General features: G+C 58.1%; 9 protein-coding genes. 5 read left to right on the plus strand and 4 right to left on the minus strand.

Features of this window, described 5'->3' with window-relative positions; genetic code table 11:
* Positions 1-63: 63 nt before the first annotated feature.
* From purH to MARLIPOL_RS05020, 4 genes are all read left to right on the plus strand, one after another.
* Entirely contained in the window at positions 64-1,644 is a 1,581-nt protein-coding gene (gene purH, locus MARLIPOL_RS05005; protein ID WP_012137005.1) for a bifunctional phosphoribosylaminoimidazolecarboxamide formyltransferase/IMP cyclohydrolase, read from the plus strand.
* Positions 1,645-1,760: 116 nt separating this feature from the next.
* Entirely contained in the window at positions 1,761-3,047 is a 1,287-nt protein-coding gene (gene purD / locus MARLIPOL_RS05010; RefSeq protein WP_012137006.1) for a phosphoribosylamine--glycine ligase, read from the plus strand.
* A gap of 117 nt (positions 3,048-3,164) precedes the next feature.
* Positions 3,165-4,097 (plus strand): alpha/beta fold hydrolase, encoded by a 933-nt coding sequence (locus MARLIPOL_RS05015; RefSeq protein WP_145768746.1) that lies wholly within the window; start codon positions 3,165-3,167, stop codon positions 4,095-4,097.
* A gap of 18 nt (positions 4,098-4,115) precedes the next feature.
* The gene (locus MARLIPOL_RS05020; RefSeq protein ID WP_012137008.1) at positions 4,116-5,681 is read left to right on the plus strand and encodes a cation:proton antiporter family protein; all 1,566 of its coding nucleotides are present in this window, start codon (positions 4,116-4,118) and stop codon (positions 5,679-5,681) included.
* A gap of 1 nt (position 5,682) precedes the next feature.
* Here MARLIPOL_RS05020 and MARLIPOL_RS05025 read toward each other — a convergent pair whose 3' ends face one another.
* The 3 genes from MARLIPOL_RS05025 to MARLIPOL_RS05035 form a co-directional block, all read right to left on the minus strand.
* Entirely contained in the window at positions 5,683-6,426 is a 744-nt protein-coding gene (locus tag MARLIPOL_RS05025) for a putative 4-mercaptohistidine N1-methyltransferase (protein ID WP_012137009.1), read from the minus strand.
* Positions 6,427-6,450: 24 nt separating this feature from the next.
* Positions 6,451-7,782, minus strand: coding sequence for a selenoneine synthase SenA (gene senA, locus MARLIPOL_RS05030; protein ID WP_012137010.1), 1,332 nt, complete (start codon positions 7,780-7,782; stop codon positions 6,451-6,453).
* 109 nt (positions 7,783-7,891) lie between these two features.
* A complete protein-coding gene (locus MARLIPOL_RS05035) occupies positions 7,892-9,700 on the minus strand; it encodes an SLC13 family permease (protein ID WP_145768732.1) in 1,809 nt (602 codons plus the stop codon).
* 254 nt (positions 9,701-9,954) lie between these two features.
* Here MARLIPOL_RS05035 and MARLIPOL_RS05040 point away from each other — a divergent pair, with 254 nt between their 5' ends.
* The gene (locus tag MARLIPOL_RS05040) at positions 9,955-11,337 is read left to right on the plus strand and encodes a sigma-54-dependent transcriptional regulator (RefSeq protein ID WP_012137012.1); all 1,383 of its coding nucleotides are present in this window, start codon (positions 9,955-9,957) and stop codon (positions 11,335-11,337) included.
* Positions 11,338-11,445: 108 nt separating this feature from the next.
* Here MARLIPOL_RS05040 and MARLIPOL_RS05045 read toward each other — a convergent pair whose 3' ends face one another.
* Positions 11,446-13,038, minus strand: coding sequence for an isocitrate lyase (locus MARLIPOL_RS05045; RefSeq protein ID WP_012137013.1), 1,593 nt, complete (start codon positions 13,036-13,038; stop codon positions 11,446-11,448).
* Between the last annotated feature and the right edge of the window lie 184 nt (positions 13,039-13,222).

Below are 13,222 nucleotides of genomic sequence, written 5' to 3' on the forward strand. Positions count from 1 at the left end.
GAAGAGGGCCTCCCGGAAATCGCGAGGCCCTTATTCGTTCATCTCCAGCGAAGAAAATGACCCATGGAAAACCAGGCTAATACCCCCGTCCGTCGTGCGCTGATCAGCGTCAGCGACAAATCCGGCATCGTCGAATTCGGCCGCGCCCTGACTGAGCGCGGTATTGAACTGCTCTCCACCGGCGGCACTTTTCGCCTTCTGAAGGAAAACAACATCCCGGTCACCGAGGTGTCCGATTACACCGGTTTCCCGGAAATGATGGACGGGCGGGTGAAAACCCTGCATCCGAAGATCCATGGCGGCATTCTCGGCCGCCGCGGCACTGATGACGCCATTATGGGCGAGCACGGCATTAACCCCATTGATATGGTGGTGGTGAACCTCTACCCGTTCGAAGACACTGTCGCCAATCCGGACTGCGACCTGCCTACGGCTATCGAGAACATCGACATCGGCGGTCCAACCATGGTGCGTGCCGCCGCCAAGAATCACAACGATGTGGCCATCGTGGTCAATGCCTCGGATTACAGCCGGGTGCTGGCAGAGCTGAAAGAGAACGATGGCCAGTTGACCTACAACACCCGTTTCGACCTGGCGGTCAAAGCCTTTGAGCACACCACCGGCTACGACGGTGCCATCGCCAACTACCTTGGTGGTCGCACCCCGGATAACGACAACGCAGATTTCCCACGCACCTTCAACACCCAGTTCGTGAAGGTTCAGGACATGCGGTACGGGGAAAACCCGCACCAGCGCGCCGCTTTCTACGCCGAGCGCAATCCGAAGGAAGCCTGCATTGCCACCGCCCGACAGCTTCAGGGCAAGGAACTGTCCTACAACAATGTGGCGGATACCGATGCAGCTCTGGAATGTGTGAAGCCTTTCGCGGATCCCGCTTGTGTGATCGTCAAGCACGCCAATCCCTGCGGTGTCGCCATTGGCTCCGACATTCGCCAGGCCTATGACCTGGCCTTTGCCACCGACCCGACATCCGCGTTTGGCGGCATTATCGCGTTCAACCGCGAACTGGATGCCGATACCGCCAAGGCCATCATTGATCGCCAGTTTGTGGAGGTGATCATTGCCCCGACCATCGCTCCGGAAGCGGTGGAACTGGTTGCTGCCAAGAAAAACGTGCGCCTGCTGGCCTGCGGAGAATTTGATGGCGAACGCGCAAGATCCATGGATTACAAGCGCGTCACCGGCGGGTTACTGGTACAGGATCGTGATCTGGGCATGGTGGCCATGGAAGACGTCAAGGTGGTCACTGAGCGGCAGCCTTCCGAACAGGAACTGAACGACCTGCTGTTCGCCTGGGAAGTGGCCAAGTACGTCAAGTCCAACGCCATTGTCTACGCCAGGGCCGGTCGCACCATCGGTGTCGGAGCGGGCCAGATGAGCCGCGTCTACAGCGCGAAAATTGCCGGCATCAAGGCGGCCGATGAAAACCTGGAAGTGAAAGGTTCCGTTATGGCTTCCGACGCCTTCTTCCCATTCCGGGATGGCATTGATGCCGCCGCGCAAGCTGGCATCACCGCCGTGATCCAGCCCGGTGGCTCCATGCGCGACCAGGAAGTGATCGACGCCGCCAACGAACATGGCATCGCCATGGTATTCACCGGCATGCGCCATTTCCGGCATTGATGAGAAATCGGGTCGTGTCGGATTACGCCTGCGGCTAATCCGACCTACATTTAGCCTCAGATTTGAACCGTAGGTCGGATTAGCCGCAGGCGTAATCCGACAACCAGGAACCGACTATGAACATTCTTGTAATAGGCTCCGGCGGCCGCGAACACGCCCTGGCCTGGAAAGCCGCCCAGTCCCCGGTCGCGGACCGGGTCTTCGTGGCCCCAGGCAACGCCGGCACCGCCCGTGAACCGGGCCTGGAAAACATCAACATCGACGTCATGGACCTCGACGGACTGGCAGATTTTGCTGCCGCCAATAACGTGGGCCTGACCATCGTCGGCCCGGAGGCCCCACTGGTCGCCGGCATCGTCGACAAGTTTGAAGCCCGCAAGCTCCGCGTCTTCGGCCCCAGCGCCGGCGCGGCCCAGCTGGAAGGCTCCAAAGCCTTCACCAAGGACTTCCTGGCCCGCCAGAACATCCCCACGGCTGCCTATGCCAACTTCACCGATGTGGATGAGGCCCTGGCCTATGTACGGGAGCAAGGCGCTCCCATCGTGGTCAAGGCCGATGGCCTGGCAGCAGGCAAGGGCGTGATTGTAGCGATGACCCTGAAAGAAGCCGAAGACGCCATCCGCGACATGCTCGCCGGTAACGCCTTTGGTGATGCAGGCAGCCGGGTGGTCATCGAGGAATTCCTGGACGGCGAGGAAGCCAGCTTCATCGTCATGGTCGACGGCGAACACGTCCTGCCCATGGCCACCTCCCAGGATCACAAGCGGGTTGGTGACGGCGACACCGGCCCCAATACCGGCGGCATGGGCGCCTATTCCCCCGCTCCTGTGGTGACGGCGGATATTCATCAGCGCATCATGGACGAGGTGATCTACCCGACCGTACGCGGCATGGCGGCAGAAGGTCACCCGTACAAGGGCTTCCTGTACGCCGGCCTGATGATCGACAGCACCGGCGCTCCCAAGGTTATTGAGTTCAACTGCCGCTTCGGCGACCCGGAAACCCAGCCGATCATGCTGCGCATGAAGTCCGATCTGGTGGAGCTGTGTGGCGCCGCCATTGATGGCCGACTGGACCAGTGCGATTCCAAATGGGATGACCGGGCTTCCGTCGGCGTCGTGCTGGCCGCCGGCGGCTACCCAGGTAGCTACAACAAAGGGGACGTCATCTCCGGGCTACCGGAATCCGAAACCGCCGGTGAAAAAGTATTCCATGCGGGCACCCGGCTCAATGGCGATCAAGTGGTCACCAACGGTGGCCGCGTCTTATGTGCCACTGCCCTCGGCCAGACCGTCACGGAAGCCCAGCAGCGTGCCTACGAGGTCGCTTCAGGAATCCAATGGGACGGCGTCTTCTATCGCAAGGACATTGCCTATCGGGCCATTGCGCGGGAACAGTCCTGAGGGCATTGTCACCAGAAATCTCATAAAGCCCGGTCCTTGACCGGGCTTTTTTTTAAGTTACTGTAACCCATGCCCTCAATGGACTATCCCACCGGAACTGGAGCCCGATTTCCAATGATGCCTGAAACCCGCTTGCCTGCCCTGCTTCTGCTAACGCTGACCACGCTTCTGTGGGGTTGTTCCCGTCAGGACATCTACGATACCGCCATCGACTGGGAACGCTCATCCGCCGGCCTGGAGGCAGACCGCGTGGTCGTCGGCGAGCTGGATGTTGCCTACCTACACAACAAGGACGCCATCGAGGGAGAAACCATTGTCCTGATCCACGGTTTCGGAGCCAACAAGGAGAACTGGACCCGATTTGCCGGAGAACTGACCGACGAATTCAATGTGTATGCCATCGACCTTCCCGGTCACGGCGACAGCAGTAAGGAACTGGACCTTGGTTACCGGCTCGAGGATCAGGTGCAGTACGTGTCCCGCATTCTAGCCGCACTGGGCATTGACCAGAGCCACATGATGGGCAATTCCATGGGGGGCGCCATCACTGCCCTCTATGCCGCGACCTTTCCCGGGCAGATCCGTTCAGCCGTGTTATTCAACCCGGCCGGCATCTTTGAATACGACAGTGAACTGGTGGAGCTGGTAACAGAAGGGGACAACCCGCTGATTCCGAAACAGCCAGGGGATTTTGAACGTCTCTTGGACTTTGCCCTGGAGAAGAGGCCATTTGCACCCTGGCCGATCCTTGATGTGATGGAAGAGAAAGCCATTGCCAACCAGGAAGTTAATGAAGTGATCTTCGCAGCCATCCGGGACAGCGGATACGAACCGGATTTTCGCAACACCATCGAGCGGATCGAGGCGCCGGTACTGGTGCTTTGGGGCAAAGAAGACCGGGTGATCAACTACCGCAATGCCGATATTTTTGTCGAGCGCATTGCCAATGCCCGAAAGGTCCTATTGGATGGGGTCGGACACGCGCCCATGATAGAGGTGCCGGAAGAATCCGCCAAACTGTTCCGACAGTTCATTCAATCCAGCAACTGATCCGATAAGACGACCACCATGCCTGAAGCAATCTGGATCTCATTTGCCTTTGGCCTGGGCCTGCTGGTCAAAACCGTCGGCTTACCTCCACTCGTCGGTTACCTGGCGGCTGGGTTCCTGTTGAGCGGCCTGGCAGCCCCCCTAAACATTACGGTGGAGGCGACCAATGCACTGGAGCATATTGCTCACCTCGGTGTCCTGTTGTTGTTGTTCACCGTCGGGCTCAAGCTCAAGCTGCGCTCCATCATAAGCCCAGAGGTTATAGGTGGCAGCCTGTTCCACTTTGCCATCACCTGTGTGGTGTTCGCTCCCGGATTGTACTGGCTGATGGACCTGACATGGCAGACTGCCTTGTTACTGGCCATCGCGCTGTCATTTTCCAGTACCGTACTCGCCGCCAAGGTACTGGAAAGTAAACGGGAACTGCGGGCCTTTCATGGCCGTGTCGCCATTGGCATCCTGATCATGCAGGACCTGATCGCCCTGGTCGTCATGAGCCTGGCTGCAGGACAGACACCGTCCCAATGGGCGCTCGTCGTCTTTGGACTCCCCCTGCTCCGACCTCTCCTGTTCCGACTCCTGGACGCCAGTGGTCACGATGAGTTGCTGGTACTGCTCGGACTGTTGCTGGCCCTGGCGCTCGGAGGACTTGGTTTTGAGGCTGTCGGATTAAGCCCGGAACTGGGCGCCCTGGTGTTTGGCGCCATGCTGGCTAACCACCCACGCTCCCAGGAGCTGGCCAAATCCCTCTGGAGCGTCAAGGAAGTCTTCCTGGTCGGATTTTTCCTGCAGATTGGCATTGGAGGATTGCCGGACGGCAGCGCAGTGCTCTTCGCGCTGATCGCATTACTGGTATTGCCCCTGAAAGGCATGCTTTTCTTCTTTTTGCTGCTTGCTTTCCGGCTACGTGCCCGCAGTAGCTTTCTGAGCGCCTTGTCACTCACCAACTACAGTGAGTTTGGCCTGATTGTCGCCAGCGTCGCTCTGCCGGAATGGCTGGTGCCACTGGCTCTCACAGTCGCGATATCCTTTCTTGTTTCGGCACCGGTCAATCGCTTCGCCCACACGCTCTACGAGCGCTTCAATTTCCGCCTTACGCCCTACGAGGGCAAACGGCATCACCCGGACGAACAGCCCATTTCCCTTGGCAGCACCAAGGTCCTGATCATGGGGATGGGACGGACTGGTACCGCCGCCTACGATTACCTCTCGGATTCGGAACCCCGAGCCATGGGGCTGGACTCGGACCCTGCAAAAGTATCCAAGCACCAGAAAGACGGTCGCAACGTGGTCTTCGCAGACGCAGAGGACATTTCTTTTTGGCAGAGTCTCCATATGCCGGCCGTTGAGGCAGTCATCCTCGCCATGGGTGACATAGAAGGCAAACTCATTGCCGCCAGGAATCTCCGGAAAAAAGGGTTTACCGGATACATCGTGGCGCACACCTTGTACGAGGATGAAGCCCAGCAGATTCGCGCAGCAGGCGCCGATCAAGCCTACCTCACCATGAGTGAGACGGGCGTAGCGCTGGCCAGCCAGTTGACGAAACGGCAGACTGAACCAGCGCCCGATGGACGCGACTGACTCAACGGATTCTGCGCCAGGCAGTCAGTTCAGCAACGGTGTGCTGGAATTTCCGCCGGGTTTCTTGAATCACAAACGTCACATCCATAGGAGGCTGAATCAGCTCGAAATGACTGGACAGTATGTCGCGCATACCGTCCAGAACACTCCTCGGCTGCCCATTCAGTTCGAAACCGCCAATCCAGTTGTTGCGGGGCGTGAACTCCTCCAGCAGAGTATAGGGAGAGCTGATAACCAGTGTACCTCCCACCGCCAGATGCTTATGGATACCAGCAAGGAACGAACCGGGGGCGTGGAGGCGATCGATCAGGTTACCAGCAAAGATCAGGTCATAATCCTGATGTTCAGGCCCGAGCTGGCAAGCATCCCCCGTGGCAAACGACACCCGTTCGGCAGCCTTGGCCAGGCCCAGTTCTGCCAGACTAATGCTCACTCTCTCCCCCAGTTCACCTTCATCCCGGCGGAAATAATCGATTTCACCATGCTCCTTGAGGTGATGGGCAGCATCCACAAATCGCTTTGAAAGATCGATGCCCACCACTTCATCAAACACCCGGCCCAGTTCGAAGGCCGTGCGGCCGACGGCACAGCCCAGATCGAGTGCCTTGTGTCTGTTCCGCCCGGCCATCATCTCCTGGCAAATACCGGCACACCGTGCGGGGTAATTGCTCACACCAAAATAGTGATCACCAAAATGGAACCCCAAATACTGGCTAAGCAGTTCGTCGGTTTCGTACACATTCATGGCTGGCCCTCAGCAGTGTTCTGGTCACGCACAACTGCGGAACCCGGTGTAGACGTCGTTTCTCATGGGCAAGTACGCCTGTCGATAGGTGCCCCGAATAAGTGAAGCGGACGTGGCGCAGCTGCCGCCGCGAGTGACCTTGTGGTCACCGAACTGCAGTGTCGACATGAATGGATACATATCGATCCTGAAGCCATCGTAGGGAAAAAACTGGCTACTGGTCCATTCCCAGACCGTACCGATCATCTGGCGACAACCAAACGGGCTCTCTCCTTCAGGGTAATCCCAGACCGGATTTTGTGCCATGGTTCGCCCACTCATATCAGCGCGTGCCAGGCTCACCGGGTCATTCCCCCAGGGGAATCGACGGAATGGCACACCAGGCCGGTTACCCAACGCTGCGACTTCCCACTCGTATTCAGTCGGCAGCCTCCGACCAGCCCAACGACACCAGGCTTCCGCTTCCCAATAGCTTACATGGGTCACCGGAGCGTCCAGGTTCAGCGGTTGCCAGTCATCGAAAAGACGCTCCTGCCATTGGTTATCATGCCAGCGCCAGTATAGCGGTTGCTTCGGCAGGTGCATCAGCGGTCCGGCGCAGTTGTGAACCAGGGAAACATCGATCTCGGTCTGCAGCCACTTGCGCCCCCCGAAGGACCAGAGTTCGGGACGCCGGTATCCGCCACCCTCGACAAAATCGAGAAACTCCCGATTGGACACAGGTAGACGGGAGATCGAGAAGGATTCCAGCTCTACCTCAAACCTTGGCTTCTCATTATCAAACGCAAAATTATTGGTGGCGTATCCCGAGGACTCCCCGGGCATCCCGATCACCCATCGACCTGCCGGAATGGTGACATCGCCGGCAATCCGGTCACCGGGTGCAACGCGTTCAGGATTATGGTCGGGAGGTGCCGGATACCCCACCGTCTGCCGACACCAGATCAATGACTCGATATGCATGTTCTGGTGGAATATGGCGTAACGGTACAGATACAGATCTTCGTCGGTCAGCGACTTACTTTGTATCCGCTCTGCAACACGGTCGTAGATGGTATCGAAATAGGCCAGGGTGTCCTCTCGGCCCGGAAACAGCTCCCGACACCAGCGATCCTTGTGGTCAACATGAAACGAATCCCACAGATCATCCATCGAGGGATTATAGCTTGGGGTTCCATCCTGCAGGTTAAACACAAACACTTCGTAGAAAAAAGCGGCATGCCCCATCTCCCACAATGGGGGATTAACACCAGGGTGATAGGGCACATCGAGCATGTCATCCGGCAACGAGGTAATCAGCGCCCGTGTACGCTGTCGGGTAAGCTCCAATTCTGCCAGCAGGGTTGTCTTGTCCACGCTCTCGCTCTCCAATCACCTGAGTCTGATAGGTACGATAACAAACTGCCTGACGGATGAGTGACCACCGGGTGAATTTTTACCGTTTTTCGTGCCCGTCCGTGACGGCCTATCCCCAGACCAGCATGATCATCGGCACGGCCACAGCCGTCACCAGAATCGACATGGGTAGCCCCAGCCGCCAGTAGTCCCCGAACCGGTAGCCTCCCGGCTCCATGACCAGCGCATTGGACTGGTGTCCGATCGGGGTCAGGAAGGCACAGGAGGCTCCCACGGCAACGGCCATCAGAACCGCATCGGAGGCCATGCCCAGCTCCGCCGACAGGCTGAGCGCAATCGGGGCCACCAGTATTGCGGCGGCGGCATTGTTAACCACGTTGGACAACAGCATGGTTCCCACCAGCACCACCGCAAGCACAATGGCCGGTGACAGCCCTTCGCTCAGCATCAGCATCTGCGCCGCAATCAGTTCGGCGCCGCCAGTGGTTTCCAGCGCCTGTCCAACTGGAATCATCGCGGCAAGCAACACAATGACGGACCAATCGATGGCCTTATAGGCGTCCGGGGCTTTGAGCAGCCCCGTCAGCACCATCGACAAGGCACAGCCCACCAGAGCCACCGGTGGTGCCAGCCAGCCAGCGACAATAGCAATGATGGCGGCAATAAACAGGCCGCCGGCCAGCACCGCATTGCGATCCCGCCCCAATCTGAGCCCACGCTCGGCCAGGGGTAGGCAACCCAGGCGCTGCAAGGTCCCGGTGAGGGAATCCTCATGCCCTTGTACCAACAGGATATCCCCGGCCTGAATATGCACATCCCCGAGGCGACGCTTCAACCGGTGCCCCTGGCGTGCCAGCGCAACGATGTTCAGACCGTGATATTCCCTCAGATTCAGGCGGTTGGCGGTCTGACCTACCAGACTGGACTCAGGGGTGACCACGACCTCCATCAGCCGGACTTCGCCAGCAGACAGTTCCTTGCGTACCCCGGCTGCGGATTCTTCTTCAGGGGATTCGTCGCTGTCGTCTTCACTGGCACTGGCGAGGGTCAGCCCCGTGTGATCGAGAAATTCCTGGAGGCTCTCCGTGTCAGCCTCCACCAACAGGACATCGCCCTCATTGAGCACCTTGTAAGTCGATGGCGCCAGCGACCGGCTATCGCCCCGGATCAGGGCGAGCACGACTACATCCTCCTCACTGTCAGCGTCGGTTAACAGGTTGTGTAGCGTGCCCCCCGCGTAGGATGATGCGTCGGGCACGAGCAGTTCGGTGACATAATCACCAACACTGAACAGCTTGCCACCCTCTTCACTGTCTTGCCGCTGAGGCGTCAGGCGCCAGCCTGCCAGGGTAATGAACGCAATACCGGCGAGCGTGATTGCTGCGCCGACGGGGGCGAAATCGAACAAACCGAAGGAGCCGACCTCGCGGTAACTGGCGATGATGATATTGGGCGGCGTCCCGATCAGCGTCATGGTGCCTCCCAACAGGGAACCAAAGGCCAGGGGCATCAGCAGCAGAGAAGGTGATCGGCCGGCTTCCCGTGACATCCATACCGCCACTGGCATCAACAGCGCAAGGGCACCAACGTTGTTGATAAAACCGGAACAGAGCGCAACCACCCCGGTCAGCATCAGCACCTGCAGGGTTGGACGATGTCCTACCCGACCCAGCAGACGGGCAATGTTATCAACCACCCCCCCATTCACCAGCCCCTGACTGATCACCAGGACAGCCGCAACCGTCACCACTGCCGGGTGACCGAAACCGGTAAACAGTTCACCGGAAGGTACCAGACCTGTTAACGCAATCGCGAGCAGTGCCAGCATCGAGACGACATCAAAGCGGAGCCTGTTCCAGATGAACAACCCCAGAGTGGCTGTCAGGATGCCAAACACCATGCCCTGTTCCGTAGTCACCCAATCCCCCTGTCGGCAAAATTTACAGGTTTTCGCCCCGCGGGCTATCGCCCAATTTCAACTCACTGAAATTACGCGGGCTCTATCATCTGGCACATTACATGAATGCCTTCGCAGTAAGGCCCCTTTTACCCGTTCCCCAGCTGTGACCGGTCACTGGGTAGTGGCCGGGTTTGGCAGTCCCGGCAGCAGCAAACGTGTTACTGAAGGTTGTGGTGTCCATTTTCCAGAACGCCATTTCCAGGAGATCCGCCATGCAGGAAAAACGACCGCTTGTCTGGCTGTCAAGCAGCAGCACCGACAAGCCATCCACTCCCGCGCTTGTATCACAGTGGAACATACATCCTTTCGATCTGACCGAGCCTCCTCCCTTTGGACTCGCCCGTACGGGGAAGGCCCAGGTTGGGGTACTGGATCTGAGCGCTTATCCGGATCAGGGCACACCTTATCTGGACCAGTGGATTGAAGCTTTCCAGATCCCCTATTGGGTCGGCATATTGCCCTCAGCACCTGATCAGAACACACCGCCGGGAACCCTCATTTCCCGGCATTGTTCTGATTATCATACCCTACCCCTGGATCCCGATCGCCTGAATACGGTGCTCGGACACCTGTGGGGCATGGCCCAGCTTCAACGCCAGACCGACAACACGCACCAGGATAGTTATCAGGACGCCGCGCTGGAAGGCGCATCCCAAGCCATTCGCCAGGTACGGGCCATGTTACGGCGATTTGCCAAGACCCAGGAGCCGGTACTGATCTACGGCGAAAACGGCACGGGCAAGGATACGGCTGCCCGTTTCATTCATGCCCACTCGTCCCGCAGCACGCAACCACTGGTCACCGTCAATTGCGCAGCGTTGCCGGTGTCCCTGACCCAAAGCGAACTGTTCGGGTACGAGAAAGGCGCCTTCTCCCATGCGATTGACAGCCGCCGGGGTCGGCTGGAGTCCGCAGATGGGGGCACACTGCTACTCTCGGGGATTGATGAACTGGTGCCCGAGCAGCAATCCGCCATTCTGCGTTTCCTGCAAGAAGGACAGATCGAGAGAATTGGGGGGAACCAGCCCAGGAAGGTGGACGTGAGGGTCATCGCTACCAGCGCGCGCCCCCTGAAGCAGATGGTGGAGACAGAAGAATTCCGGAGCGACGTCTACTACCGATTGGGCAGTCTGGAGGTGAAACTACCTGCATTGCGAGACAGGCCAGAGGACATTCCCATCGTGGCCAACAAAATCCTGGCAAATACACATACAGCATTCGGAGTCCGCAAGCTCAGCAATAAAGCCATGCAAAGCCTTGCGTTGCACGACTGGCCGGGCAATCTTCGCGAACTGCAAAACCGGCTACGTCAGGCAATGCTACTGAGTGAGTCGGCTATGATTGAGTCGGCAGACCTGGGCCTGGCCGAGCTTGCCCTGACAATTCCTGGACAATCCGGCCTCAGCCTTGAAGCCTTTCGTGCAAGGGCCGACAGACAGGCGCTGTCATGCAGTCTCGCATTGTCACATCAGAACGTGTCTGCCGCCGCACGCATTCTGAATATTTCGAGGGTGTCTTTTTATCGCCTGATGGATAAGTACGGGCCTCACCACGCTCATTCCAGCAACGCGAGGGCAGCCAGACATCACCAGTAAACCGGTGATCACCCAACCATAACAACGACAAAACCCCGCACCAGGGCGGGGTTTTGGGGTTCAGCCAGGGGCTTTCACCCCCGGCTGACAGACAACCTGACCGTTCGATTAACCGAACTGGTTCATGGTGTTGTCTTTACCACCAGCTTTCAGCGCCGCTTCACCAGCGAAGAATTCCTTGTGGTCGTCACCGATGTTGGAACCAGCCATGTCCTGGTGCTTAACGGTAGCGATACCCTGACGGATTTCCTTACGCTGTACGCCTGCAACGTAGGCCAGCATGCCTTCGTCGCCGAAGTAGCCCTTGGCCAGGTTGTCGGTAGACAGAGCCGCAGTGTGGTATGTCGGCAGCGTGATCAGGTGGTGGAAGATACCTGCTTCGCGTGAACCGTCACGCTGGAAGTTACGGCACCACTCGTCAGCCAGCTGACCCAGCTCGGTGTTGTCGTACTCTTCGCTCATCAGCTTGGCACGATCGTAGGCAGATACGTCCTTGCCTTCTTCCTGCCATGCGTCAAATACCTGCTGACGGAAGTTCAGGGTCCAGTTGAAGGACGGGCTGTTGTTGTAAACCAGCTTGGCGTCGGGCACCACTTCCTTGATGCGGTTAACCATGGCAGCGATCTGGCCAACGTGCGGCTTTTCGGTCTCGATCCACAGCAGGTCTGCGCCGTTCTGCAGGCTGGTGATACAGTCCAGAACCACACGGTCTTCGCCAGTGCCCGGCTTGAACTGGAACAGGCCAGAAGCCAGACGCTTCGGACGAACCAGCTGACCGTTCTGCTTGATCACAACGTCGCCGTTGTTGATGTCTTCAGCCTTCTCGATCACTTCGCCATCGATGAAGCTGTTGTACTGGTCACCCAGATCGCCCGGCTCGTTGGTTACGGCGATCTTCTGGGTCAGGCCTGCGCCCAGGGAGTCGGTACGGGCAACGATGACACCGTCATCAACACCCAGCTCCAGAAACGCCAGACGAACGGCATTGATCTTGGACAGGAAGTCGGCGTGAGGAACAGTAACCTTGCCGTCCTGGTGACCACACTGCTTCTCGTCAGACACCTGGTTCTCGATCTGGATGCAGCAAGCACCCGCTTCGATCATCTGCTTGGCCAGCAGGTAGGTCGCTTCGGCGTTACCGAAACCGGCGTCGATGTCGGCAATGATCGGCACAACGTGAGTTTCGTGGTTGTCGATCTGCTTGATCAGCTCATCAGCCTTGGCAGTGTCGCCAGCGTTCTCGGCTTCTTCCAGGGCGCGGAACAGGTGGTTCAGTTCCCAGGCATCCGCCTGACGCAGGAAGGTGTACAGCTCTTCGATCAGACCAGATACAGCGGTCTTCTCGTGCATGGACTGGTCAGGCAGCGGACCGAACTCGGAGCGCAGGGCGGCAACCATCCAGCCAGACAGGTACAGGTAACGACGCTTGGTGGTACCGAAGTGCTTCTTGATGGACAGCAGCTTCTGCTGACCGATGAAGCCGTGCCAGCAGCCCAGAGACTGGGTGTACTGGGAAGTGTCGTTGTCGTAGTTCGCCATGTCTTCGCGCATGATTTTGGCGGTGTACTTGGCGATATCCAGACCAGTCTTGAACTTGTTCTGAGCGCGCATACGGGCTGCGTGCTTCGGATTGATGGCGTTCCAGGTCGGGTTTTGCTTCAGGATAGAAGCGATGGCGTCAACGTCTTTTGCGTATGGCATGATCTCAGTCCTGTCGTTTAGGGTTTGAGGTGCTCTTCATCAGAAGCAGAAAACTACTCCGGCGAGCCAGCAACCCGATCAAAAATTGTTCAGGCCACTGACGATGGAAGCTACTTTAGTACCTTTGAATTTATAATTGAAATTTATATTATCTATTTTCGGCATTTTTCTGATGAATGGCCAT

Source organism: Marinobacter lipolyticus SM19, assembly GCF_000397065.2.
In the GTDB taxonomy this organism is placed as follows: domain Bacteria; phylum Pseudomonadota; class Gammaproteobacteria; order Pseudomonadales; family Oleiphilaceae; genus Marinobacter; species Marinobacter lipolyticus.

Bases quoted from the DNA above. Each gene is read 5' to 3' on its own strand.
- purH (WP_012137005.1), top strand. From the start codon at position 64: ATGGAAAACCAGGCTAATACCCCCGTCCGTCGTGCGCTGATCAGCGTC.
- purD (WP_012137006.1), top strand. From the start codon at position 1,761: ATGAACATTCTTGTAATAGGCTCCGGCGGCCGCGAACACGCCCTGGCC.
- MARLIPOL_RS05015 (WP_145768746.1), top strand. From the start codon at position 3,165: ATGCCTGAAACCCGCTTGCCTGCCCTGCTTCTGCTAACGCTGACCACG.
- MARLIPOL_RS05020 (WP_012137008.1), top strand. From the start codon at position 4,116: ATGCCTGAAGCAATCTGGATCTCATTTGCCTTTGGCCTGGGCCTGCTG.
- MARLIPOL_RS05025 (WP_012137009.1), bottom strand. From the start codon at position 6,426: ATGAATGTGTACGAAACCGACGAACTGCTTAGCCAGTATTTGGGGTTC.
- MARLIPOL_RS05040 (WP_012137012.1), top strand. From the start codon at position 9,955: ATGCAGGAAAAACGACCGCTTGTCTGGCTGTCAAGCAGCAGCACCGAC.
- MARLIPOL_RS05045 (WP_012137013.1), bottom strand. From the start codon at position 13,038: ATGCCATACGCAAAAGACGTTGACGCCATCGCTTCTATCCTGAAGCAA.